This is a genomic window from Streptomyces sp. NPDC053426, assembly GCF_055585405.1.
Map to the genome: position 1 here is coordinate 108,278 of NZ_JBVJKE010000017.1, position 22,774 is coordinate 131,051.

The 22,774-nt window shown below is 70.2% G+C and carries 21 protein-coding genes; 12 read left to right on the forward strand and 9 right to left on the reverse strand.

The features are described 5' to 3' along the window. Positions 1–41: 41 nt before the first annotated feature. The 3 genes from ACZ62B_RS30185 to ACZ62B_RS30195 form a co-directional block, all read right to left on the reverse strand. Positions 42–1,154: a ParB/RepB/Spo0J family partition protein gene (locus tag ACZ62B_RS30185; protein ID WP_468884037.1), complete on the reverse strand. Its 1,113-nt coding sequence runs from the start codon at positions 1,152–1,154 to the stop codon at positions 42–44. Next, positions 1,151–2,314 carry a ParA family protein gene (locus tag ACZ62B_RS30190; protein ID WP_344561349.1) on the reverse strand — a complete coding sequence of 388 codons (1,164 nt, stop codon included), beginning with the start codon at positions 2,312–2,314 and terminating at the stop codon, positions 1,151–1,153. Before ACZ62B_RS30190 ends, ACZ62B_RS30185 begins: the two co-directional genes overlap by 4 nt. 190 nt (positions 2,315–2,504) lie before the next feature. Further along, a complete protein-coding gene (locus tag ACZ62B_RS30195; RefSeq protein ID WP_468884035.1) occupies positions 2,505–4,004 on the reverse strand; it encodes a VCBS repeat-containing protein in 1,500 nt (499 codons plus the stop codon). A gap of 177 nt (positions 4,005–4,181) precedes the next feature. On the opposite strand from ACZ62B_RS30195, the gene ACZ62B_RS30200 reads away from it, so the two are divergent. Then, positions 4,182–4,988, forward strand: coding sequence for a hypothetical protein (locus ACZ62B_RS30200; protein WP_469692813.1), 807 nt, complete (start codon positions 4,182–4,184; stop codon positions 4,986–4,988). 10 nt (positions 4,989–4,998) lie between these two features. On the opposite strand, the gene ACZ62B_RS30205 is transcribed toward ACZ62B_RS30200, so the two are convergent. Beyond that, positions 4,999–5,373, reverse strand: coding sequence for a winged helix-turn-helix transcriptional regulator (locus ACZ62B_RS30205; RefSeq protein ID WP_468724112.1), 375 nt, complete (start codon positions 5,371–5,373; stop codon positions 4,999–5,001). A 96-nt stretch (positions 5,374–5,469) separates the two neighbouring features. Between ACZ62B_RS30205 and ACZ62B_RS30210 the strand changes: the two genes are divergently transcribed. Further along, positions 5,470–6,372 carry an NAD(P)-dependent oxidoreductase gene (locus ACZ62B_RS30210; RefSeq protein WP_469692816.1) on the forward strand — a complete coding sequence of 301 codons (903 nt, stop codon included), beginning with the start codon at positions 5,470–5,472 and terminating at the stop codon, positions 6,370–6,372. Positions 6,373–6,566: 194 nt separating this feature from the next. On the opposite strand, the gene ACZ62B_RS30215 is transcribed toward ACZ62B_RS30210, so the two are convergent. Further along, entirely contained in the window at positions 6,567–7,109 is a 543-nt protein-coding gene (locus tag ACZ62B_RS30215; protein WP_469692817.1) for a hypothetical protein, read from the reverse strand. A 2-nt stretch (positions 7,110–7,111) separates the two neighbouring features. Continuing rightward, positions 7,112–7,768: a hypothetical protein gene (locus tag ACZ62B_RS30220; RefSeq protein WP_468724108.1), complete on the reverse strand. Its 657-nt coding sequence runs from the start codon at positions 7,766–7,768 to the stop codon at positions 7,112–7,114. Between the two features lie 540 nt (positions 7,769–8,308). Here ACZ62B_RS30220 and ACZ62B_RS30225 point away from each other — a divergent pair. After that, the gene (locus ACZ62B_RS30225; RefSeq protein WP_468724106.1) at positions 8,309–8,908 is read left to right on the forward strand and encodes a hypothetical protein; all 600 of its coding nucleotides are present in this window, start codon (positions 8,309–8,311) and stop codon (positions 8,906–8,908) included. 218 nt (positions 8,909–9,126) lie between these two features. After that, a complete protein-coding gene (locus tag ACZ62B_RS30230; protein ID WP_468724104.1) occupies positions 9,127–9,915 on the forward strand; it encodes a DUF6008 family protein in 789 nt (262 codons plus the stop codon). 4 nt (positions 9,916–9,919) lie between these two features. Here ACZ62B_RS30230 and ACZ62B_RS30235 read toward each other — a convergent pair whose 3' ends face one another. Further along, a complete protein-coding gene (locus tag ACZ62B_RS30235; RefSeq protein WP_468724102.1) occupies positions 9,920–11,332 on the reverse strand; it encodes a hypothetical protein in 1,413 nt (470 codons plus the stop codon). A 324-nt stretch (positions 11,333–11,656) separates the two neighbouring features. Between ACZ62B_RS30235 and ACZ62B_RS30240 the strand changes: the two genes are divergently transcribed. Beyond that, entirely contained in the window at positions 11,657–12,865 is a 1,209-nt protein-coding gene (locus tag ACZ62B_RS30240; RefSeq protein ID WP_469692820.1) for an RNA-guided endonuclease InsQ/TnpB family protein, read from the forward strand. Positions 12,866–13,170: 305 nt separating this feature from the next. Here the strand turns inward: ACZ62B_RS30240 and ACZ62B_RS30245 are convergent, their stop codons facing one another. Then, entirely contained in the window at positions 13,171–14,121 is a 951-nt protein-coding gene (locus tag ACZ62B_RS30245) for a ScbA/BarX family gamma-butyrolactone biosynthesis protein (protein WP_344561330.1), read from the reverse strand. Positions 14,122–14,233: 112 nt separating this feature from the next. Here ACZ62B_RS30245 and ACZ62B_RS30250 point away from each other — a divergent pair, with 112 nt between their 5' ends. Together ACZ62B_RS30250 and ACZ62B_RS30255 are read left to right on the forward strand one after the other, a co-directional pair. Beyond that, the gene (locus tag ACZ62B_RS30250) at positions 14,234–14,860 is read left to right on the forward strand and encodes a ScbR family autoregulator-binding transcription factor (protein ID WP_344561328.1); all 627 of its coding nucleotides are present in this window, start codon (positions 14,234–14,236) and stop codon (positions 14,858–14,860) included. Beyond that, positions 14,857–15,837, forward strand: coding sequence for an NAD-dependent epimerase/dehydratase family protein (locus tag ACZ62B_RS30255; protein WP_469692822.1), 981 nt, complete (start codon positions 14,857–14,859; stop codon positions 15,835–15,837). The genes ACZ62B_RS30250 and ACZ62B_RS30255 overlap by 4 nt, the downstream gene beginning before the upstream one ends. A gap of 183 nt (positions 15,838–16,020) precedes the next feature. On the opposite strand, the gene ACZ62B_RS30260 is transcribed toward ACZ62B_RS30255, so the two are convergent. Next, positions 16,021–16,656, reverse strand: coding sequence for a helix-turn-helix domain-containing protein (locus tag ACZ62B_RS30260; RefSeq protein WP_344561323.1), 636 nt, complete (start codon positions 16,654–16,656; stop codon positions 16,021–16,023). A gap of 307 nt (positions 16,657–16,963) precedes the next feature. Between ACZ62B_RS30260 and ACZ62B_RS30265 the strand changes: the two genes are divergently transcribed. The 5 genes from ACZ62B_RS30265 (at position 16,964) to ACZ62B_RS30285 (ending at position 22,772) form a co-directional block, all read left to right on the forward strand. Beyond that, the gene (locus tag ACZ62B_RS30265; protein ID WP_344561321.1) at positions 16,964–18,172 is read left to right on the forward strand and encodes an IS701 family transposase; all 1,209 of its coding nucleotides are present in this window, start codon (positions 16,964–16,966) and stop codon (positions 18,170–18,172) included. An 87-nt stretch (positions 18,173–18,259) separates the two neighbouring features. Next, complete coding sequence (locus tag ACZ62B_RS30270) at positions 18,260–18,703, forward strand: winged helix-turn-helix transcriptional regulator (RefSeq protein WP_344561319.1); 444 nt, start codon at positions 18,260–18,262, stop codon at positions 18,701–18,703. 101 nt (positions 18,704–18,804) lie between these two features. Further along, positions 18,805–19,794 (forward strand): DUF1702 family protein, encoded by a 990-nt coding sequence (locus ACZ62B_RS30275; protein ID WP_344561317.1) that lies wholly within the window; start codon positions 18,805–18,807, stop codon positions 19,792–19,794. A gap of 81 nt (positions 19,795–19,875) precedes the next feature. Beyond that, the gene (locus ACZ62B_RS30280; protein WP_469692826.1) at positions 19,876–20,865 is read left to right on the forward strand and encodes a DUF1702 family protein; all 990 of its coding nucleotides are present in this window, start codon (positions 19,876–19,878) and stop codon (positions 20,863–20,865) included. A 56-nt stretch (positions 20,866–20,921) separates the two neighbouring features. Next, positions 20,922–22,772, forward strand: a complete 1,851-nt coding sequence (locus ACZ62B_RS30285) for a CRTAC1 family protein (RefSeq protein ID WP_344561480.1) — start codon at positions 20,922–20,924, stop codon at positions 22,770–22,772. Positions 22,773–22,774 lie beyond the last annotated feature (2 nt).

A 22,774-nucleotide genomic window follows, 5' to 3' on the forward strand; every position in this document is an offset into this window, starting at 1 on the left:
GCCGCGGAGGAAGGCGAGCGGGGCCGACGGGTGGGGTTCTGTTATCGGGTTCCCAGTTCGGTCAGCAGGGCCTTGTACTCGTCCGGGTGCTGCTCCCGCAGGACGTCCATCCACACCCGGGCGCCTTGGGCGAACGTCTCGGGCTTCATCTTCTGGTGGAGATGGTGCACGCAGTAGAAGGCGTCGTCGTAGGGGAGCCGCTTCGGCTGCTTCGGCTGTTCTGCCTCTGCGTTCGCCGTCCCTGGTTCCCCTGCTCCGGCGCGCGGTTCCGGGATGGACTCGGGAGCCTGCTCGCGCTCGACGGGCGGCGTGGCCGCATCGGGCCGGACCGGAGGGGACGGCGGAGCGGCCGGCTCGGCAGGCGCCTCCGGGATTATCACGCCGTGATAATCGGCGGGGCCCGCTGAGCGCTCGACGACTTCCTGCGGTCGGGCCTCCGCCTTCCTGCGGGCTGCTTCCGCCCGTTCGTCCGCCTTGGTCTTCTGCTCCTCGGGAGACAGCTTGCCGAGGTTGCGGACGTGCTCGACCTTCCGCGTCCCGGTCACCAGGTCCTTCTGGAGCTCGGGAGTGAGCTTCAGCAAGGACAGCTTGCTGGAGATGGTGTTCTGCGGGATGCCCAGCCGTTTGGACGCCTTGGTCTGGGAGCCGTAGTAGTCGACCAGGGCCTTGAGGGCGTGGGCCTCCTCCAGGTCCGTCATGTCGTCGCGGTGGTAGTTCGCGACGAACGCGGCCTCGAGGAGGGTTTCGTCGGTGGCGACCCGTCCGTTGTCGACGCGGACCGGGATGGTGGCCATTCCGACGCGGCGGGCGGCCTCGAGACGGCGGTGGCCGTCGACGACGATGTACTGCGTCCCGGGGTCCAGCTCGTCGGCGCGGTCCGGCCGGGTGCGCAGGTAGGCCTCGACCGTCGCCACGGCGATGGGGATGATGATGCCGACCTCGCGGACGGTCTGTACCGTCTCGTCGAGGTTGCGCAGGTGGTTGCGCGGGTTGTCGGGGTTGTCGCTGATGAGGGTGACCGGCAGCTCTGTGGTGGCCGCTGCGGTCGCTTCCTCGCCGGCGATGGTCTTGTCGATGAGGCTGCGCCGGGAGGACCGGGCGCCGCGGGCCGCGCCGAACGCGGGTGCCGATCCGAGGGTGTCGGCCTTGCTCAACGGGTTGCTCCCTTCGCTACCTGCCGCATGGCTTCGGCCTGGTCACTGTGGGGCGCGTAGGTCAGCAGCGGCATCCGCTTGCGGACCGCTTCGCGCTGTTCCTTCAGATCGCCGATGACGGCGAGGACCTTCGGGTCGCCGAGCGACTTCCAGTTGTCCAGGGACGAGGTGGCGACGTAACCGCGGCGGGAGTCGTACAGGTTGACGACCAGGCCGAGGTAGTCGATCTCGAGGGAGAGGTCTTCGCAGAGGTCCTCGATCTGCTGGGCGAGCATGCCGTAGGCGGTGGCGGAGGAGTCCTCGGCGAGTACGGGGATGACGACCCCGGAGACGCCGACGGGCTCACCGCGGCGCCGGCGCCCGTAGTAGAGGGCGGCGTCCATGGCGATGCCGAGGCTGGGCGGGCAGTCGACGATGATGACGTCGTAGTCGGCTTCCAGGGGGCGCAGGGCCAGCTCGAGGGCCGCTTCCTTCTGGAAGCCGCGCTTCTGCGTCGCCACGACGGCGATCTTCGCGTCGAGGAGGAACCCGTCGAAGCAGGCGGGCAGGACGTGCAGGCGCTTCTCGAACCGCGGATCGTCTATCTCCACGACGAGATCGCGCAGATCCCCACTGCCTTCGCCGCACATGTGGGAGACCAGGCTGTCGTGGTTGGGTTCGATCTGGGGGACTCCGAGCTGTTCGCTGAGGTGTCCCTGCGGGTCGAAGTCGACGACGAGGACGCGCTTGCCCGCCTCGGCGTAGGCCTCGCCGATGCCGGCGGAGATGGCGGTCTTGCCGACCCCGCCCTTCTGGTTGCCGACGATCTTCCGTTCGGGGTCGGTGCCTCGGGCTCCGTGCCGGGGGGAGGGGTTCGCGTCGAGCCAGTCGCGGATCGACTGGGCGAGGCCCTGGGTGTAGGAGACGCCGCGGGCGGTGCAGGTCTCCTTGAACTGCTCGTACAGCCCTGGCGGAAGCCATGTGGAGAACGACTTCGCACCGGCGGTGTCCACTTCGGCGCCGCTGCTCGCGCCGCCGCGCCAGTCGTTGATGGCCGCCTCGACGGCGTCCTGGATGTCCAGGCTGAGCTCGGCGGCGCGGACCTTGAGTGCTTGTTGGAGCGCCGAGGGCAGCTTGGACGCTACCTTTTCCCGGTCTCCATCAGGGTAAGGAGAAGCCATGACGTCAGCATACTGACCCCTGAAGGCGTAATGACACCCTCTTTGCAAGTTCTGACGCGGTTTCACCCGTTGGGCGCCCCCACTGAATTATCACGCCGTGATAATTGCCGCCCGGCGTGGCTGCGCGCCCGGGAACGGGCTTCGGCGCGTGTCCACCAGCAGTGGCCTTGGGCGAGACCGCCCACAAGGTTCACTCCGAGTCCTCCGACCCACCGTCATCATCCGCCGAGGGGCGATCGGCGAAGGGGTCACCGGTGAAGACGATCTGATCCCTGCCATCGCCCTCGACGACCCACCAGCGGGTGCCCTCGAACGTCGGTTCGTGGGAGGTGGGCCGCAGTCCCAGAGCGAAAACGAGTTCGTCCCTGCCGTCCGCGGAGAAGTCGCCTGCCGCGTAGAGGTCCGCGTGGGTGGTGCCGCGCACCGGGGGGCCGGTACGACTGAGTGTGCGCCTCGACTCGATACCGGACGGGGTGAGGGTGAGCAACTCGGTGCGCAGCTCACAGCAAGCGGCGTCGGGGTCGACGCGGACCTGGGCGGCGAGCTCGTCGCGGCCGTCGCCGTCGGTGTCGGCGGCGAGCGATGGGCCGAAGATGCCCGGCAGCCGGAAGTCGAGGACACGGGCACGGCCGTGGAAGTAGACCGTGACCATCTGGTCCACCTCGGGGGCTGCCGGCTCGGTTTCGCCGTCCTCCATGGGGCGGCTGCCGTTGTCGGCGACCGCGACGTCCCGGCGCCCGTCCCCGTCGAAGTCGCCGAACGCCATCCCGTTGCCGGCACGCAGTTCGCGGCCCGGGGCCCGCAGGCCGTCGGGGCCTGCCTCGAACAGCAGGCCACCGGACTGCTCACCGGAGTCGCTGAACTTCAGCACCAGGTCCGAGACCTGGCCGGGTACGACCGGGGCAGCGATCGGCCGCCCGTACGGCCTGTTGGGAATCGGCAGGCTCTGTGTCCGGGCGGCACGGCCGCCGCGGTCGAACGGCCCGTAGAGCACGGACAGTTCGAGCGGTGCTGTGTCGCTGCCGTCCAAGCCGCTTGTGACCGCCAGGTCGTGCTGCCCGTCGCCGTCGAAGTCGCCGACCGCGGGCAGGCCGTTCACGCCCAGCTGTGCCGCGATGCCCGGCACGGGGAGGCGGGTTGCCTCCGTCCCCGGACGCGGGTGCCCCGCGGGCGTGCCCCAGGCGATGTGAAGGACCAGCTTCGGGCCGACCCCGTACCGCTCCTCGACCGCCGGGTCCTTGGCAAGCGGCACCCGGGTGATGAATTCGGGGAAACCGTCGCCGTCCAGGTCGGCGGTCGTCAACGATCCGATGCCCACGGCGTCCGGTTGTCCTGACGGCTCGGGCAGCCCCAGGGAGTCCGGGGTCAGCGCGGTGCGGACGGTGGGCCGCAGTCCGGTCGGCGAGCCGAAGAGGAACGTGGTGCTGTCGCGCAGTCCGCTCGGGACTCCCAACAGTGCGCGACGGTGGTCGAGCTCGAGATCCCGGTATCCGTCACCGTTGATGTCGTCGGGCAGCCTGCCGCCCTTCCCCTGGGGGACGGGACCAGTGGCCGTGGGCGCGACAACGGCCGGCGAGGGGCTTCGCTGCTGCTTGCGGTCCTGCGCACCGCTGTCACGATCGGAACTGCAGCCGGCGAGCAGCAGGGTGGCAACGCAGCAAGCGGCTGTGATCGATCTTCGCAGTGTCATGTGCACAGCCCACCCCACGCCACGGACCGCGGACCACAGCACAGGATCGGCTGTTACTGGCCCGTGACGATCCCGGGCCGCCGGATGAACCGGTGTCCGTGGCGACACGGAGTGCGGCCCTGCTCCGCGCACAAGGCCGCGAGCAACGCCGGTCCGGCGACGCTGTAGCCTCCGCCTGTGAGCAACCGCCGCGGTCGGATCGAGAATCCTCGGCCCCACGAGCTGCCTCACCGTCAAGCGCTCCTGGAGGGTACGGACTGGGCGTCGCTTGCCACCGTACGCGGGACGGGCGGATCCCTGCCGACGACGCTGGCGCGCATCGTCAGCCCTGACCCGGTCGTCAGGACGGCCGCCATCGATGACGCGCTCAGGGAAGTGACCCACCAGAACACCATCTACGAGGCCACCGTGCCCGTGGCGTGTTACGTCGCGGCCGTCCTCCATCACCCGGTCATCGCGGCAGGCGACTCCGGCACCGATGCCGGCATGCCACCGCACCGCCCGACCGTCGTGAGACTGCTCAAGTGGCTCGGTGACACCGCCCACGACGCCGACGACGAGTGCGTCGCCATCAGCGAACGCCACTTCGGCGAGGGGTTCCTCGGCGAGGACAGGGCGATGCGCGCGTTCCGGGACTTGCGCCCGGCGATCTTCTCCGCTGTCCGTCCCCTTCTCGACCACGACGACGCGGAGGTGCGCGACGCCGCTTTCGTCGCTGCGATCCCCCTCGCAGAGCATCCCGCGCTCACCACGCACCGGGCTGAGCTGGTCGGCCACGCCCGTCGCCTGCTGGCCACCAGCACCGACCGCCACAACCGGGACCGTGCCCTGGACGCGATGAAGGCATGGGGGCACGACACCGGCGACCTGGAGAACGCGGACGACATCGCAGCCCGCGAGCGTCACGCCCGTCTCAAGGCGGAACGTGATTCCTGGTGGGCGGCCGACGGGACAGGCGGCTACTCCGAGAGTCCGCCCTTCTGACTCGGGGACACTAAGCGCCCCTGGGCATCCGCTGATCATCCAGCCCTCGGGCGGTCGACCGCCCGCGTCCCCAGGCGGCCAGTGGCTGGAGTGCGTCGTTGAGGTGCTTGCCGTCCTCGGTCAGCGAGTACTCGACGCGGGGCGGCACCTCGTCGTAGGAGACGCGTTGCACGACGCCGTCCGCCTCCATCTCGCGCAAGTGGGAGGCGAGCACCTTCTCGGTGATCCCCGGGAGCAGCCGGCGCAGTTCGCCGAAGCGGCGGTGGGGGTGCTCGTGGAGCGCCCAGAGGATCAGCACCTTCCACTTGCCGCCGATCACCTCCATCGCGGTGTCGATCCCGCAGACGTGTCCGTCCCGTGCGCCCGGCCGGTTCAGTGTCGTCATGCCCCACCCCTCTGACGTGCTCGCTCACCCCGGGGTAACCACCCACTCCGAAGTGCGTACTTGATCGCCTCCGGGCCTGCTCCCAGCCTAGTCGGCATGGCACAGACCACTGTTGAGAAGACGTCCGTCACGCTGCTGGGCCTCGGCGCGATGGGCACCGCGCTGGCCCGCACCTGGCTCGCCGCCGGCCACCCGGTCACCGTCTGGAACCGCACTCCGGCCCGCTCCGCACCGCTCGCCGCAGAGGGGGCGAGGGTCGCGGACGGCGCCGCCGCCGCCGTCGCGGCGAACACGCTGGTCGTCGTCTGTCTGCTGGACGACGCCTCGGTCGAGGAGACGCTGGCCGGCACCGACCTGGCCGGCCGGGACCTGGTCAACCTGACCACCAGCACCCCTGCCGAGGCCCGCGCCCGCGCCGAGTGGGCCCGCGAGCGCGGCGCCCGCTACCTGGACGGCGGGATCATGGCCGTCCCTCCGATGATCGGCGTCCCCGAGGCCGGCGGCTACGTCTTCTACAGCGGCTCGCGGGAGCTGTTCGAGCGGTACGCGGAGACACTGCGCGTACCGGCCGGCACCACCTACGTCGGTGAGGACGCGGGCTTCGCGGCGCTCCACGACGTGGCCCTGCTCAGCGCCATGTACGGGATGTTCGCCGGGGCCGCGCACGCCTTCGCCCTGATCCGCAAGGAGGACATCGACCCCGCGTCGCTCGCCCCGCTGCTCGCCGACTGGCTCGTCGCGATGGCTCCGTCCGTTCACCAGACCGCCGACCAGCTGCGCAGCGGTGACTACACCAAGGGTGTCGTCTCCAACCTCGCGATGCAGGTGGCCGGCACACCGACCTTCCTGAGCACCGCCGAGCAGCAGGGCGTCAGCCCGGAACTGCTCGCCCCTTACTTCGCGTTGATGCGCCGCCGCCTGTCCGAAGGCAGCGGCGAGGAGGACCTGACGGGAGTGATCGACCTGCTGGTGCGTCGACCGGCCATGTGCCACCCCTGAGGCGGCCGTGCCGCATCGATCGGACAGCACCAGGGGTGACGCCACGGGCCGGATTATCACGCCGTGATAAGTGGTGACACCGACGTCAAGGTCTTCTGTGGTGCCGGCACGGGTGGGAAGGTAGGCTGTCTTCCGAAACCTAGACACATTGAGGCCCCCGCTTCGGCGGGGGCCTCAATGTTGTGCCGGTCGGGTCACGGGCAGGGCGGCCTCCGCCGTGAGCGGTCGCGGGCCGTCGAGAGGTTCAGTACCTCCGCGGTTCCCTCGGGGACCGCCTTGGTCGGCTTCGAGCGGCCGGGGGAGCTCCTGCGGCCCAGGCGCTTCTCCTTCTTCTCCTGCTCGGCCTGGGCGACGGAGGCCTCGTAACGCTCCTGGTAGTCGTCGACGTCGAGACGGTCCGCGGGGTCGAGTGTGCCGATGGCCTCCAGGTGCTCGGTGACGCTGCGCGCGCCGCTGATCATCGGGTTGAGGAGGTAGATGCCCTTGGCCTGGCGGAACACCAGCTTGGCGAGGATCAGGGCCTGCAGGCCCCGCCCCACCATGGAGCGGTGTACGTCCAGGGCTTCGGCCAGCTCCTCTTCGGTGACCAGGCAGCGCCCTCCCGGCTCCTGGGTCCCCAGGAGCCGGAACAGCACTCGGTAGGCGATGCCCGGCATCGCGGGCATGTAGGCGAAGCCGTTGAAGGTGCCGTATGTCAGCTCCGGCGGCTCCGGGTTCGCAGACGCTGCAGTCCTCATCCTCACGCCTCCGGCTTCTTCCCCGTGCGCTTGCGCTTGCGCGTCCTCGAGGACGGTCTGGGCAGTTTCGCACCTGGCAGGGCCATGTCTCTGAACTCCTCCGGAACGCCGGGGTCGAGCATGAGCTCGTTGAGCAGGCTCAGCTGTTCCACCTGGACCTTGACGCTCTTGGCCACCGATCCGCGAGCGGGCTTCTCGATCAGCCGGTAGCCTCCGCGCAGGGTCACCGCCGGCTGGAGCTGGATCGACCCCTTCTTCGGCGAGTAGGCCAGTCCCAGTCTCTTCAGCTTGGACTGGGCCCGGGACACCTGGGCCGGGTCCATGTCCAGCTCGGCGGCGATCTCGGCCTGCTTGAGCTCGACGGCTCCTCCTACTTCCTGGCTTCCCATCATGTAGAGCAGTACGCACAGGGTCACGTTGTCGTCCCTGAAGTACCTGGCGGCCCAGCGCAGGAACTCCAGGCTGTCCTGGGCGAAGTACTTGCCGACGAAGTCGCCTGCGGTGACCGGGGGCTTGACCTCCGCCGTGTGGCCGACGGGCAGCTCGACGAGGTTCTTCCTCGGACCGAGCGTGCCCGCGTACGGGCTGCTGGGGCTCGGCGCACGGGGCGGGGACGAGCCGGGGACCCGGCGGGGGTCCCCTTGAGGCTGTGCGGACATGGCGCTACATGCTCCTCAAGATCGAAACCTAGACGCAGAGCACAGTAGTGATTGCGCATATAGATAGCAACGACGCGACCTATCTGCGCGTTACGCGTCGCGAACATGACGTGGGAGTCATGTTCGCGACGGTTCCGGAGCCCGTCGCCAGATTGCGCAGATAAGTCGCAATGGATACGGGGCAACTTGACTTCACGCGCAACTTCCGAGGCCTCAAAATGACGTGGAAGTCATGTTCTGAGGCCATGTCACCCCCTCTGACCTGCGGAAACGTGATGCTCTCTATTCTTTATAAGGTGCGGGTCCGTGTCTGGTTGCTCTTCTTGAACCGATGCCGAGAGCCATGCGGTCGCCTTGACGGGGACCTGGAGCACTCCCTGCCCCGGTTGGACCCGCACCACCGAAAGTCAGCCACGACGGTGCCGGTACCCGGACGATCAGGCGCGCGTATGTCTCCAGCAACCCCGTTCCGGTCCCAGCCACGCTGCTCTGTCTTCAAGGGCCCGGACAGCACTGCGGGCGCATGAGGAGAATGGTGCGGTGAACCCTCGTGACCTCGAACTGACCCTCGCCGCCGCTCGTGCGGTCGGCCCCTGTCCGTCAGGGGAGGAGGCGGCCTGGACCGAGCAGGTCCGGGCCCGGGCCATCCACCTCTACACCCTCGCCGACACGGTCGGGCAGGACCTCCAGCGTCTGGATGCCGCGAAGCAGTTCACCGCCACCCTGCTCTCCGTCCGTATCGAGTCCACGAGTACCCGCGGGCTCCTGGTCGTCCGCAACACCTCCGGGGAGCTGGAGCGCCTGCGCACCGACCGTGGTGATACGGACGCCGGGCGGGCGATGATCGAGCGTGCTCGGGCGTTGGTCGGGCACCGGCTGCGTGTGTACCGCCTCAACGAGCAGATGGCCTCCAACGCCAAGCTGCAGGTCCGCACCGTCGTCCACCTGACCGACCACGGTCCGGACACCGACCCCGTGCACGAGCACAGCGCGAAGGAGAACGTGCTGGCCGCAGCCGAGGGTGCCAAGGAGTCGGCCCGGGAGGCCTGGCTGGAGGCCGGCCTGCCCGAGACCGGTTCGGTGACCGTACGCCAACTCGCCGAGGCCCTGGCCCGGCTGCCCGTCGCTGACGTGCTGTAGTCCCGGCCGGGCGCAGTACGGGCAGCCATCTCTTGTTCAGGCACCGGGCCCCACCGACGTATCGGTGGGGCCCCGGTTCTCACGCTCTCAAGAGCCACTTCGGGAAAGCCCGCATGTTCGGAGTGGTGAACGTGCGGCGTGGATTTCTAGCGTTCTGGTCGGCATCGCTCGCCGTGCCACACCTGTCCGGAGTCGCTGAAGGAGCACCTGTGGATCACATGGATCACAAGCCCGGAACGCCTGGAACGCACGAGATGAGTGACCCCGTGTCCGCCGTGGACACCGCGGGTGCCCTCTTCTTCACCGGATGGGCCGTCGCGATGTGGGCGGCGGTCGCCGTGCTCGCCTACGCGAACCGGGGTCCGGTGCGGCCCTGGCTGTACCGGACGGCGGTGGGGCTGATCGGTCTGGGAGTCGTCGGGCAGATCGGCCACTTCCAGGAGCACGTGGCGCAGGCGATCTACTGGATCGCCAACCCGTACTCCCCGGCCTGGATGACTCCTTGGGCGAACAGCTTCGCCCGGGGGATGGGACAGGTCGACATGAGCAAGCCCGCTCTCGGCATGGAACTGCTCCACCTCATCGGCAACCTCATCTTCCTGGCCGGTCTGGTCGGCATCGTGCAGATCACGCGGCGGATCAGCGGTGAGCTGAAGTCCCGGAAGTGGGCCAGGATGGGCGTGTGGATGCAGGGCATCCACGGTGTGGAGCACCTGGTGCTCACCGTCTCCGTGGCGCTGGGCGCCAGCCGGGCCATCGGGCTGTCCACCTGGTTCGGTGCGATCGAACCGGGGGTCGCGCTGTCGACGTACCGGGTGTGGTGGCACTTCGTCGCCAATCTCGTCGGAACGGCCATTCTGGGGTTCGCGCTGCTCCACCTGTGGCGGGAGAGGCGCATCGTCAAGGCGGCCTATCTTCTGGAGCCGGACAACGGCCTCCCGCACGTGCCCGACGAGGGGGTCCGCGAGGACGTGTCCCGGGAGCCCGTGTCGGCAAGCACGAGGTGAGGGGTCACTGCAGCCGCACCGGCTTCCGAGCCGGTGTTGCCGGTGCGGTACCCACGGCCTCCACCCGGCACCTCCAGCACAGGCCGTGGGGGGCCCTGCGGGAACAGGCGCCGTCGCGGCCCCTGCAACGATCCACCACCACGAGGGCCGACGCCTTCGGTGACGTCCATGCCGACCCGTCCGGACCGTCCGGACGGGTCGGACGTCCCGTCCGGCCATCGACGGAACGGCCCGGCGGTGACGGTGGCGGGGCGGGTGCCGTCTCCGCGTTCCGTGGCGGGAGACACCGGTTCGCGATCACCTCCTGGCAGGTGCGGCAGCGCCGGCCGGTCGACCAGAGCGTGCCGGTCTCGCAGTCCGGGTCGGCACAGCCCCAGCGGGGGAGGGCCACACCGAGCAGCCAGCGTCCGGGGTCGCGGATGTCCTCGACGAAGGTCGTGGCGAGCCGCTGCGTGAGACGGCTCCGCAGACGTTCGACGCCCGCGCCCGCGTCGAGCTGCCGGGCGATCTCCCGCCCCAGCCGCCGCTGCACGTAGGTGTTCAGGTCCTCGAGCAGGAAACGCACGGGTTCCAGTACGGAATGGAGCCGCGGACTGAAGGTCAACTGTGGTCCCGCATAGGGCCTGTGCCCGGTGCGTACGGCGCGTACGGGAGATGGGCTCGTGTCCTCCGTGCGCGGCGCGGGACGGCCGCGCGCTGCGACCCCGGTGGCTGCCCCCCCACCCACCTGTCTCTCGCCTACGGCGGGTGAGGCGCGGTCGGCGTCGTCATCGGGTCGGTCAGTTCTCCGGTCTTCCTTGTACGCGAGCGATCCTTCACCAGTCCGGGTACCTGACCGGTCACCAGAGGAGGCGGGCGGATGCCCGTCGCGGATCCCGAACAGGTGCCGTCCGTGCGCTCCGGCCCGGCGGTGGACGGTGATCCAGCCCGACGCGTTCAACCGCTCGACGATACGGGTGACGGCGCCCGTGGTGAGGGGCAGGCCCGCCCGGGGTCCCGAGTGGTGGCGGAGGACTTCGGCGAGCACGCGGAAGGTCAGCGGGTGCTTCTGCGCGACGGCGTGGGCGATCACGGCGAAGGCGCGCAGCAGGCGCGGGCGGAGGCACTCGCTGGCGGTCACCGGCAGCCAGACGAATCGTTCCGTCGACGTCATGGGCCTGACCTGTCGGCGGGCCGTCGTCCCGTATCCGCCGGGAAGGGATCTGCGCCGGCTCTCCGGTAACTCCACGAGGCCGTCGGGCCCGGCCGCACGGAGCTGGGCCAGGCCGCGCTGCACGGTCGACTCGGACAGCCTCAGATAGGAGGCGAGCGTGGCGATCCCGGCGGTGCATCCCTCGGGGCGCTGGGCCAGTGCCTTGACCTTCACATAGACGCTGAGGGCGGCGTCCGAGTAGTGGGGCGACTCCACCAGCCGCATCGGAACCTTGACCCGCTGCCGTATGTACGTGCGAGAAGGGGGCGGGGTGCCGTCGGGCGTCGGGAACCGGTCGGGCTCGCGGGGTGCGGAAAGTTGCCCAAAAGGGGGTGTACTCGCGGATGCGGGCTGAGAGGGCTGGTCAATGCCGCAGCTTTGCTCCATCAGGACCTAGCCAGGGAACGTCCCGCTTCAGCGGGGTGGGGAATGGCTTCTCTCACTGCTCTGACCTTGGCTTTCTGTATGGATCCGCACTGTTGTCAGTGGGGCCCGCTAGGTTGTCCGTACTGGCTGTGACCGTGCGATGGCGACAGGGGGTGGTCGAGGGTGATGCGTGCCTACAAGTTCCTTCTCCGGCCCACGGTCCGCCAGGAGCAGGCGCTTGCCGGGATGCTGCGAGATCACTGCTCGCTGTACAACGGCGCGCTCCAGGAGCGCCGGGACGCCTACCGGCACACCTCGAAGACCACCGTTCGTTACGGCGACCAGTCCGCGCAGCTGAAGGAGATCCGGGCGTTCGACCTGGAGCGGCAGGGCCGCTGGTCGTTCTCCTCCCAGCAGGCCACGCTGCGCCGCCTGGACAGGGCGTTCGCCGCGTTCTTCCGCCGGGTGAAGGCCGGTCTCACGCCGGGCTACCCCAGGTTCAAGGGGGTCGGGCACTTCGACACCGTGGTCTTCCCGAAGGACGGGGACGGCTGCCGCTGGGACTCCACCCCGCACGACCGGCAGACCAGGGTGCGGCTGCAGGGTGTCGGGCACGTGCGGGTGCACCGGCACCGGCCCGTGCGCGGCCGGGTCAAGACGATCAGTGTCAAGCGGGAGGGCCGCCGCTGGTACGTGATCCTGGCCTGCGACGAGGTGCCGGCCGAGCCGCTGCCCGCGACGGGAAGCACCGTCGGCATCGACATGGGCGTGAGGTACTTCCTCACCACGTCCGACGGTGAGCACGTGGAGAACCCGCGGTTCCTCCAGGTGATGGCGGAGGAGCTGGCCGCCGCCCAGCAGCACCTTGCGACGTTCCCCAAGCGGACCCGGCGGCGCACCAAGCGCCACCGCGCGGCGGCCCGGAAGGTCGCCACGATCCACGCGAAGATCCGCAGGCAGCGGCTCGACCACCATCACAAGCGGGCGAACGAACTGATCCGCGATCACGACGTGGTCGCCCACGAGAAACTGAACACCGCCGGGATGACCAAGAGCCCGGCAGCCAGGCCCGACCCCGAAACTCCCGGCGGCTTCCTGCCGAACGGGGCCGCCGCGAAGGCCGGACTCAACCGCAGCATCCTCGATGCGGGTTGGGGGTTGTTCCTGGGAATCCTGGCGCAGAAGGCTGAGAGTGCCGCTCGCCGCGTGATCCCGGTGGACGCCCGCAACACCTCCCGCACCTGCCCCGACTGCGGGCACGTCGCGAAGGAGAACCGCGTCACCCAAGCCGACTTCAAGTGCACCGCGTGCGGCTTCACCGCCCACGCGGACCACGTCGGCGCGATGAACGTCATCAACAGGGCCGGGCTGGTCCTCTGCAACGTGGCTTAGCCACCAACACAGGAAGCCCGCGATTTTAGTCGTGGGTGGAGTCACGATGAGGGCGTCTCCTGGTAGGGGGCATGACGAAGCCGTCGCATGGCTTCGAGGTTCGTCCGGAACCGAAGAGGGCCCTGGGGAGTGGCATCCCGACGGGCCCTCGTCCGTCGGGCGGACGGCTCGACGGACGGCACGGCACATGGCTGTGAGCCCAGTGGTGGCACACTGGGTTCAGCCCTTGCGGATCTTCTCGCGGCGTCGTGGCGTCGTGGCGGTGAAACCGCGGACGGCCCGCCCGAAGGCGGGCCGCGGCTCGTTCACGGCGCCGTGTCGACCATCTCGGTCGTCGCGGTGAAGGCGAGTTCTTCCCCCTGGAACGCGTTGACGCGGACCGTTTGGCGTCCGTCGCGCGTCGGTGCGGCCTCGGCGGCCGGAGCGGTCTCGATCCAGCAGGGTTCGTCGAACTCGACGTACTTCTTGAAGGTCGCGTCCATCGACGCCGGTGCCGCGCCGGCCGGGAACGGCCGTACGGCGTGCGCCACCTGGCGTACGGACTCCAGGAGCAGCATTCCGGGCACGTGGTCGACGGGGTGGTCGAAGAGCACCGGGTGCCCGGTGTCGACGCGCAGTTGCCAGCGTTGTCGCTGCTGGGTGGGTGACAGGACGATGTCCCGCAGCCGGTGGCGGTTCACCGTGGTCCGTTCGACCGGCCGGGGCGCTGCGGGCGCGTTCAGGAAGGCGCCGAAGTCGCCGGCCCGTCCGGCGCGCAGCCGCCGGTAGACGGCGGGGGAGTGGCAGCCGAAGTGCGTGTCCGCCACGGCGAGGAGGGCACCGCCGCGCACCGCCTCGATGTGCATGGACATCGAGGCGGGGATCGACCGGAAGAAACGGATGTCCGAGCACGTCACGTGCAGTTCGAGCTCGGCCGGGTTCAGCTCGAGGCCCATCGCGTCCATGTTGACCGAGTACTGGAAGCGGGACCAGCTCAACTGGTGGCCCAGGGGCACGTCGTAGGCGACGTGGGCCAGCAGGGGGAACGTCTGACGGACGGTCTCGCAGAGCAGCAGCGGGTCGTAGAGCCCGTTCTCGCACTCGTAGAAGCTGTGGCTGCGCGGCCACTGGGCGCTCACGGTGAACGAGGCGGTTCCCGCCTTCGTCCACTCCGTGAGGAACACTTCCGCCAGGGCTGCGCGGTGCACGTACTCCTTGGCGACGGTGGTGGTCAGGAGCGGTCTTGCAGCAGCAGGGTTCTCCGCAGTGGTGAGCATGACTATCCCCCGGAAGCAGAGTGAGTGGGCGCCTTCTGCCTACCGGCCGAAGGCGTTGCCCTGTAAAATAGGGGCGTTCGTTTTTTTTGTCGAGAGTGATCGAGGCACTGAGATGGCTGAGCCGAAGCAGGAACGGGCTGTGAAGACCCGGGAGACGATCCTGTACGCGGCTGCGGAGATCTTCGACGAGTGCGGTTACAGCGGAGCCAGCATCAGCAAGATCATGAACCGGGCCCAGGTGACCCAGGGCGGCATGTACTTCCACTTCAAGTCCAAGAGGAGCCTGGCGCAGGCCGTGCTGGCCCACCAGCAGGAGTTCGTGCACTTCTCCGTGGAGACGGCCGGGCTCCAGAAACTGATCGACCTCACCTTCTTCCTCGCCCGCGAGCTGCAGAACAACGTGCTGTTCCGGGCCAGCGTGCGGCTCGCCGTCGAGCAGGGCGAGTTCGGGGCCCGTGACGACACGGCGTACCAGGAGTGGGTGAACGAGTTCCACGCGCTGCTGCGTGAGGCCCGGAACCAGGGCGAACTGCTGGCCGACGTCGACGAAGCGGAGTTCGCCAACGTGCTCGTCGGCGCCTACAGCGGCATCCAGGTGTTCTCCAACGTCTCCAGCGAACGCGTCGATCTGCCGGAACGCCTCGTGTCGATGTGGCGTTACCTGCTTCCCGCCGTCGCCACTCCGCAGGCCAGGGCGAAGTTCTCGTTCCCGGTGGATCCCCAGCGGCTGGCCGCATGAGACCTCTGCGCGTGGTGCTGACCGGCGCCACCGGGTTCATCGGCTCGGCGGTGCTCCGCGAACTCGCCGGGCACCGCACGGGGGAAGATGCCGGCTCGGATGAACGCCTGGTCGTCCGGGCGGTCGGCAGACGGCGGCCGGAGGACGCCGGGCCGGCCGACGAGTGGGTCCGGGCGGACATGGCGCGGCCCCGGACGCTGCGCGGTGTGTGCGAGGGGGCCGACGTGCTCCTCCACATGGCCGCCGTCATCAGCCCGGACGAGTCCGAGTGCGCCGCGGTCAACGTCGACGGGACGGCCGCTCTGATGCGGGAGGCGGCCCGGTGCGGCGTGAGCCGCGTCGTGCACCTGTCCACGGCGGCGGTGTACGGTCCCGGCCCGCACCGGGGGCCCGGGGTGAACGAGGTCGTCCCCGCGCCCGTCTCCCCGGCCAGTCGCACCCGGTTGGCCGGGGAGACCCACGCCCTGGCCGCGGGCGCCGCCGTGCTGCGTCCGGGACTGGTGCTCGGCAGGGGGGACCGCTGGGTCGTGCCGTTGCTCGCCCAGTGCCTGCGCGCTGTTCCCGCGGTGTGGGACGGCGGACGAGGCAGGGTCTCCGCCGTGGCCGTGGACGACCTGGCGCGGCTCGTCGCCCGGCTCGCGCTCGCCCCCGGGCGGGCCGACGGCCGCGGCGGCATCTGGCACGCGAGCCATCCCCGGCCGGTGCGCGTGGGGGACCTGCTGCGCACCCTGGCGCGGCACGACGTACTGCCCGCCGTGACGGCGGAGCTGCCCTGGCAGGAGTGCCTGGAGCGGCTGAGGGCCGCGCGGATTCCCGTGAGCGAGCGTCAGTTCGCCCTGGTCGCCACCGACCACTGGTACCGGAGCGACGCGGTGTGGCGGGTCGCCGGGTGTTCCCCGGGGCCGTCGCCGCTGGCGCGGGTGGAGGACGCCGCTCCGTGGTACCGGTCGGCCGTGGCCGCCCGGCCGGGCGGCTGAGGACGGTCACTTCGGTCCGGGTTACGGCGGTTACGGCGTTTCGGTGTCCCCGGGGCGTCGCGGGTGTGCCGGGCCGGGCGGTTGAGGACGGTCGCCTCGGCGACGGCACTTCGGCGTCTCCGGGCCCGTGGGCGCTTCGGGCAGGGCGGCTGAGGGCGGTCACTTCGGTCCGGGTTACGGCGGTTACGGCGTTTCGGTGTCCCCGGGGCGTCGTGGGTGCTCCGGGCCGGGCAAGTCGGCGGAGACCCCCGTGAGCGTGAGCCTCCAGACGGCGCGCAGGCGTGCGACGGCGTTCCCGAGTTCCGACTCGTCCTCGACCCTGCCGCGCAGGTAGACCTCCGCTCCGTCGGTCAGGTGCTCGACCAGCGTCATCACGTCGGCGGCCGGAGCGCTCTCCCGGAGCTGACCGGCCGCGTGCGCCTCGTCGAGGAGCTTGCGTACGGTCGGCAGCCAGGCCTGAGACCAGGAGGCCGACCCCGGGCGTTCCCTGCTCAGCCGGATGGCGGCACGGACCGAGGCCTTCTCCTCCATGAGCCGGGCCAGTTCGAGGGTGAGGCCGACCACCTGGCACAGCGCCTGGCGGTCCGCGTAGGCATGGCCCTCCAGTGCGGCGAGGGTCACGGACCGCCCCTCCGCCTGTACGGCGTCGGCCAGTTCCTGCTTGGTCCGGAAGTGGAAGGTCAGCGCTCCGACCGACATGCCGGCCAGCTGGCTGATGCGGGACAGCGACGTGCCGTCGTAACCGGCGCGGGCGAACTCCGCGGAGGCCGCCGTGATCACGGCCGCGCGGGTGCGCAGGGCCCTCTCCTGTCTCACCATGTCGCCTCCTCGGGCGCGTGACGGGGCATCGGGCGCGGGCGGAAGGCCGGCGGTCCCGCGTGCGGTGGCGGTCTTCTCCGTGTGACAGCCGGTTGTCGTGACGGGCCGCGGCGCTGCGGTACGCGGCCCGGCGGTACGGGGGCCGGTGGACGAACTGCCCGGTCAGAGGGCAGTTCGGAGGGCGGCGGGCCGGCCGACTTGGCGAAGTGCATTCGTCAACTCCCCGGAGTCGAGAAAAAAAGAGGTTGTTCGCTATTATTTTAGCGCGGTCGGCAGCCGCGGACCGATCCAGGGGAGGGAACTTGCCATGGCTGGACGAGCGCTGACGCACGTGAACACCTCGATACCGGTCTTCACCGAGCAGATCTTCGAGTGCCTGCCGCGTGCCGATCAGCGCCGGTGGGCCCACGCCTATGTGCGGGGGCTGCTCACCACCCCGGGCAAGAAGTCGGTCCGGCGTCTCGCCGCGACGGTCTCGGCCTCGCCGGCCACCTCCCAGTCGCTCCACCAGTTCGTCAACGCGAGTCCCTGGGACTGGAATCCGGTCCGCACGGAGCTGACCAGATGGGTGGAGCGGCAGGCGCCCCCCATGGCCTGGGTGGTCGACCAGGCCGTACTGCGCAAACGGGGGGAGCACTCCTGCGGGGTGCACCGCCGGTTCCTGCCCTCCACCGGACGGTCGGTCACCTGCCAGGTCGGCGTCGGCGCCTTCCTCGCCTCGGCGGAATCGGCCGCGCCGGTCGACTGGCGTCTGCTGCTGCCGGGTTCCTGGGCCAAGGACCCCGAACGCCGCCGGCGTGCCCGCATCCCGTCCGACGCCGGACTGCGTACGGCGGAACAGCACGCCCTCGACCTGATCGACTCCCTCGCCACCAGCGCCGGGAGCACCCCCCTGCCGGTCGTCTGCAGCCTGGACCCGGCCGCCGGTTTCGGCGTCAGGACCCTGTTGCACGGACTCGCCCTGCGCGGGCGGGACTTCGTCGTCCCGGTGCCCGGCAACCTGCACGTGATGGTCGGCCGGCACCTGCGGACGCAGCGTCCCCGCGGCGGTGACGGCTACGGCCTGGTCCTCACGGCGGACAGCCTCCTGGGAGCGGGCGGCGGCATGCCGGACCGCGTCGAGACGGTGGCCCGCCAGGACGGCACCGGCCGCCCCGTGACGGTCGTCTCCAGCTTCGTCCACCTGCCCGGTCAGGGTGCGTCGGGTGCCCACGCCCACCGCACCTACCGGTTGCTGGCCGTCCGGTCCGACAGCGAACGCCGCCCGCTCCAGTTCTGGCTGACCAGCCTCATCCACGCCCGTACGGAATCCGTGCTGGCGCTCGCCCGGTTGCTGCCGCGGGTGGGGGAGGCCGTGCGCGAGATGAAGGACGGCTTCGGGCTGCTCGACTTCGAGGGCCGGTCGTATCCGGGCTGGCACCACCACATGACCCTCGTCTCGGCGGCCTACGCCTACGACCGGTTCACCCGGCAGACCCCCGCGGTGCCCGAACGCCACCTCATGGCGGCGGTGTGAACGCCACCGCCCCCTCCCGCGGTGACGGAACGCCACCGCGGACCACCCCAGGAACCGCCGAGAGGCCATCCCCACCGGTGTGATCAGATGCTGAAACATACGTATGAGGGGCAGGACTGCAACCTCGCCCGGACGCTCGAGGTGATCGGGGAGCGCTGGACGCTCCTGATCGTCCGTACGGCGCTGCTCGGCAGCAGCCGCTTCGAAGGTTTCCTGGAGAACCTCGACATCGCCAGGAACGTCCTGACCAACCGTCTGACCCGGCTGGTCGAGCAAGGGGTCATGGAGCGCGTCCCCTACCAGGACAAGCCCGTCCGGTACGAGTACCGGCTCACCCCCGCGGGCAAGGACCTCACCTGCGCCGTCCTCGCCCTGATGCAGTGGGGCGACCGCAATCTGCCGCACGAGCTGGGACCGCCCCGCCGCGCGGACCACGTCGGCTGTGAGAGCCCCGTCCACGTGGAGCTGCGCTGCGCGCAGTGCGGCCGTGCCGTGCACGACGAAGAGGTCCAGGTGCGCCGCATCCGCTGAACACCGCGCTGGGCACGGCCGAAGATGCCCGGCGCGGGCCGCACCGCCCACGATGGCCCCCCGGCCCCGGAACGGGGCGGCTCGTCGGAGGAGGCACGCACATGCCCGTACTGGGAGCCCTGCGCAGACTGGTCATGGCCCCGTCACTGGAGGAGGTGAGCTTCTCCGGCCGGGGTTTCCCGGTGCGGGACGACGAGCGGGCCCGGAGGCTGGAGGCCGTCCCGCAGGCCGTCGTCACCGGCTTCGAATGGGGCATCGAGGACCGCGATCTCGCGACCACCGAACGCCGTCTGAGCCTGGTCGACCCCGAGCAGCGGGGCTTCGCCTACGAGGGCGCCACCATGGCGTGCGCCATACGCGACGCGATGGGCCGCTCCGGCCACCGCACCCGCGACCTGCTCACCGGCGGCGGCAGGCCGCACATCTTCCTGAACTACATCGGCATCGGCTTCGCCATGGCCAAGCTGCCGCGCCCCCTGTGGAAGAAGCTCGTCCCCGATCTGTCCGGGCCCGCGTACTACCCGCAGATGAGCTGGCTGTGCGTCGACGGCTACGGCTTCGACCGCGCCTACTTCGACACCGGCACCTGGGTGACCCGCCAGCGGCTGGACGACCCGTACGCCTGGGACGGCGACCCCTCCTACTGGCGCCGCGCCTTCGACCAGGGGGTCGGGCGCGCCCTGTGGTTCATCCACGGCGGGCACACCGGGCACGTCGCCGCGGCCGTCCGGGCGTTCGCCGGGGACCGGCAGGCGGACCTGTGGAGCGGCGTCGGTCTCGCCGCGACCTTCGCCGGCGGGAGCACCCCGGCCGGACTGGCCCTGCTGCGCGAGGAGGCGGGCTCCGACCTCGGGCACCTGGCGCAGGGGTCGGTGTTCGCGGCCAAGGCCCGCCACCACGCGGGGTTCGTGCCCGCGCACACCGGGGCCGCCGTCGAGGCGTTCACCGGACTGTCCGCCGAGGCCGCCGCCCTGCTCGCCGACGACTGCGCCCCGGCCGCCGTCCGCAGCTCCACCGCACCCGCCTACGAGGGCTGGCGCACGGGGGTGCGTGAACGGCTCGCCGCCCTCTCCTCCGTTGAGCACATATGAAGTAGACGTGCGGTCCCGCCCCCTGGCTCAATTTGATTTGCTGGCGAAATTCCAGGGAGCTGAGAGGGGCGGGTCATCACCGTGGCCACTGGGTTTGGAGCTATTCGACGCAAGCTGTTCACACCTCCTGTTTCGGAAACGACCATGGAGGTGCGTGGATTTCACGTGAAGAACGAGGAAGCCAAGGCGCGGCTGGAGAGAATAGGCGAGACATTCCTCCAGGGCTACGCCTACGCGATGGAGGCGGCCTCGGCCGACGAGACCGAGGCGATGCTGGAGACCGTCCCCCGGGACGTGCGGGGCTTCGCCTACGAGGGCGCCGGCATGGGCGCCGTGGTCCACGACGTGCTCCCGGGCCACGGCGGCCGCCTGGCCGGACTGCTGGCCGGCCAGGGGCGGCACCACGACTACATGATCCACGTCGGCATCGGCTGGGCGATGGCGCGGCTGCCCAAGCCGCTGTGGCCCGACATCAGCGCCACCGACCCCCTGCTGCGCTGGCTCGCCCTGGACGGATACGGCTTCCACCAGGCGTACTTCAAGACGGACTCCTACGTCCGCACGCCCGAGGTCCAGCACCCCTTCCGCTGGCGCGGCGGGCACAACCACTACACGCCGAACGCGATCGACCAGGGCATCGGCCGCGCCCTGTGGTTCGTCGGGGGCACCGACCCCGAGGTCGTCACCGGCCTGATCCGCGCCTACCCCGAGCACCGCCACGGCGACCTGTACGCGGGCGCCGGACTCGCCTGCACCTACGCGGGCGGGGTGGACGAGGACGAGCTGCGGAGCTTCGCCGAGGGGGCCGGCGAGCACCGCTGGGCGCTCGCGCAGGGCTCCGCGTTCGCCGTCGAGGCGCGCGTCAAGGCGGACACCGTCATCGAGCACACCCACCTCGCGGCCCGCGTCGTGTGCGGTACGACGGCCGAGCGGGCCGCGCTCGTGTGCCGGGCGCTCAGGCCGCGCACGGCAGACCCGCGGGCCGCCTCCCCGGCCTACGAGACATGGCGGCGTGACGTCTCCGCCGAACTCTCCTCTCTTTCGCTGCTCCGGAAAGGTGCCGACCTGTGACGGTCACAAAGAACTGGATGCGCAGAAATTCCCCGGGAATTGTCGCCCTCGCCCTGATGGTGGGAACTTTCTACGGGGTGCGGCTTCCCGAATCGTCGGCCTCCGAGGTCGACGCACTCGCGAAGAACTTCGCATTCGAGCCGATGTCCATATCCATGCCCGCCGGATTCGAGAAGCAGGAGGTCCGCAAGGTCAACAAGGCCTTCAAGCACATCGACGCGTGGATCTCCTCGGTCGGCGCGGGCATCGCCCTCAACGACCTCGACCGCGACGGGCTGCCGAACGACCTGTGCGTCAGCGACCCGCGCATCGACCAGGCGGTGGTCACCCCCGCGCCGACGCGGGGAGACGCCTACGCGGCCTTCGCGCTCGACCCGGCGCCGCTCGGCGTCAGCACGACCATGGCGCCGATGGGCTGTGTGCCCGGCGACTACAACGAGGACGGCGCGATGGACCTCCTCGTCTACTACTGGGGCCGCACCCCCGTCATCTTCGAGAACGAGGGCGCCGAGGGCGCGCCGCTGACGGCGGACTCCTTCCGGCCCACCGAGCTGCTGCCCGGCAAGCCCGGCGCGAAGTACACCGGGCCGCTGTGGAACTCCAACACCGCCGCCGTCGCCGACTTCGACGGTGACGGCCACGACGACATCTACATCGGCAACTACTTCCCCGACAGCCCCGTCCTGGACCCCTCCAAGGACGGCGGCGTCACCATGAACGACTCCCTCTCGCAGGCCCGCAACGGCGGCGGCGGCCACTTCTTCCGCTGGACGCCGGACGGGTACGAGAAGACCGACGACGCCATCCCGCAGGGCCTGGACAAGGGCTGGTCGCTCGGCGCCTCGGCCGCCGACCTCGACGGCGACCGGCTGCCGGAGGTGTACCTCGCCCACGACTTCGGCACCTCGGCCCTGCTGCACAACGTCTCCCGCCCCGGTGAGATCAGGTTCCGCGAGGTCAAGGCCGAGCACTCCGGCACCGTGCCCAAGTCCAAGGAACTGGGCCGCAGTTCGTTCAAGGGCATGGGCGTCGACTTCGGCGACCTGAACCACGACGGCCTGTACGACATGTTCGTCAGCAACATCACGACGTCGTTCGGCATCCAGGAGTCCAACTTCGCCTTCGTCAACCGGGCCGACAGCAAGGCCGAGCTGCGGGGCAGCTTCCTGGAGGGCGAGGCGCCCTACGAGGACGAGTCCGCCCCCCTCGGGCTCGCCTGGTCCGGCTGGGGCTGGGACGTGAAGATGGGCGACTTCGACAACGACGGGAACCTGGAGATCACCCAGGCCCTCGGCTTCGTCAAGGGCAAGCACAACCGCTGGCCGCAGCTCCAGGAACTGGCCACCGCCAACGACGCCCTGGTCGCCAACCCGCAGTGGTGGCCCAACGTCGAGGTCGGCGACGACCTGGCCGGCAGCCAGCGGATGCGGTTCTTCGCCAAGGACCAGGAGAGCGGCCGGTACGCCAACCTGTCCCAGGAGCTCGGCATCGGCGAGCCCGTCCCGACCCGCGGCATCGCCACCGCCGACGTGGACGGCGACGGCCGCCTCGACATGGCCGTCGCCCGCCAGTGGGACGAGCCGGCCTTCTTCCGCAACGTCAGCGAGAACGCCGGTTCCTCCCTGCAACTGACGCTGACCCACCCCGACGGCGCGCCCGTGGTCGGCGCCGAGGTCTGTGTCGAACTGCCCGACGGCACCATGCGCGTCGCCCGTCTCGACGGCGGCGGCGGCCACTCCGGCAAGCGCAGCACCGACGTGCACATCGGCCTGGGCAAGGGCGTCCAGGGACCGCTGCCCACCGTGCTGACCTGGCGCGACCGCAACGGCGACGTCCACGAGCAGAAGCTGCGGCTGGAGCCCGGCCGGCACGGCTTCGAGCTCGGCACCCAGGCCAAGGAGAAGTGATC

Coding starts and splice junctions, on each gene's coding strand:
- ACZ62B_RS30190 (WP_344561349.1), bottom strand. CDS start 2,314: ATGGCTTCTCCTTACCCTGATGGAGACCGGGAAAAGGTAGCGTCCAAG.
- ACZ62B_RS30195 (WP_468884035.1), bottom strand. CDS start 4,004: ATGACACTGCGAAGATCGATCACAGCCGCTTGCTGCGTTGCCACCCTG.
- ACZ62B_RS30205 (WP_468724112.1), bottom strand. CDS start 5,373: ATGACGACACTGAACCGGCCGGGCGCACGGGACGGACACGTCTGCGGG.
- ACZ62B_RS30210 (WP_469692816.1), top strand. CDS start 5,470: ATGGCACAGACCACTGTTGAGAAGACGTCCGTCACGCTGCTGGGCCTC.
- ACZ62B_RS30215 (WP_469692817.1), bottom strand. CDS start 7,109: ATGAGGACTGCAGCGTCTGCGAACCCGGAGCCGCCGGAGCTGACATAC.
- ACZ62B_RS30220 (WP_468724108.1), bottom strand. CDS start 7,768: ATGTCCGCACAGCCTCAAGGGGACCCCCGCCGGGTCCCCGGCTCGTCC.
- ACZ62B_RS30230 (WP_468724104.1), top strand. CDS start 9,127: ATGGATCACAAGCCCGGAACGCCTGGAACGCACGAGATGAGTGACCCC.
- ACZ62B_RS30235 (WP_468724102.1), bottom strand. CDS start 11,332: ATGCGGCTGGTGGAGTCGCCCCACTACTCGGACGCCGCCCTCAGCGTC.
- ACZ62B_RS30245 (WP_344561330.1), bottom strand. CDS start 14,121: ATGCTCACCACTGCGGAGAACCCTGCTGCTGCAAGACCGCTCCTGACC.
- ACZ62B_RS30250 (WP_344561328.1), top strand. CDS start 14,234: ATGGCTGAGCCGAAGCAGGAACGGGCTGTGAAGACCCGGGAGACGATC.
- ACZ62B_RS30255 (WP_469692822.1), top strand. CDS start 14,857: ATGAGACCTCTGCGCGTGGTGCTGACCGGCGCCACCGGGTTCATCGGC.
- ACZ62B_RS30260 (WP_344561323.1), bottom strand. CDS start 16,656: ATGGTGAGACAGGAGAGGGCCCTGCGCACCCGCGCGGCCGTGATCACG.
- ACZ62B_RS30265 (WP_344561321.1), top strand. CDS start 16,964: ATGGCTGGACGAGCGCTGACGCACGTGAACACCTCGATACCGGTCTTC.
- ACZ62B_RS30270 (WP_344561319.1), top strand. CDS start 18,260: ATGCTGAAACATACGTATGAGGGGCAGGACTGCAACCTCGCCCGGACG.
- ACZ62B_RS30275 (WP_344561317.1), top strand. CDS start 18,805: ATGCCCGTACTGGGAGCCCTGCGCAGACTGGTCATGGCCCCGTCACTG.
- ACZ62B_RS30285 (WP_344561480.1), top strand. CDS start 20,922: ATGGTGGGAACTTTCTACGGGGTGCGGCTTCCCGAATCGTCGGCCTCC.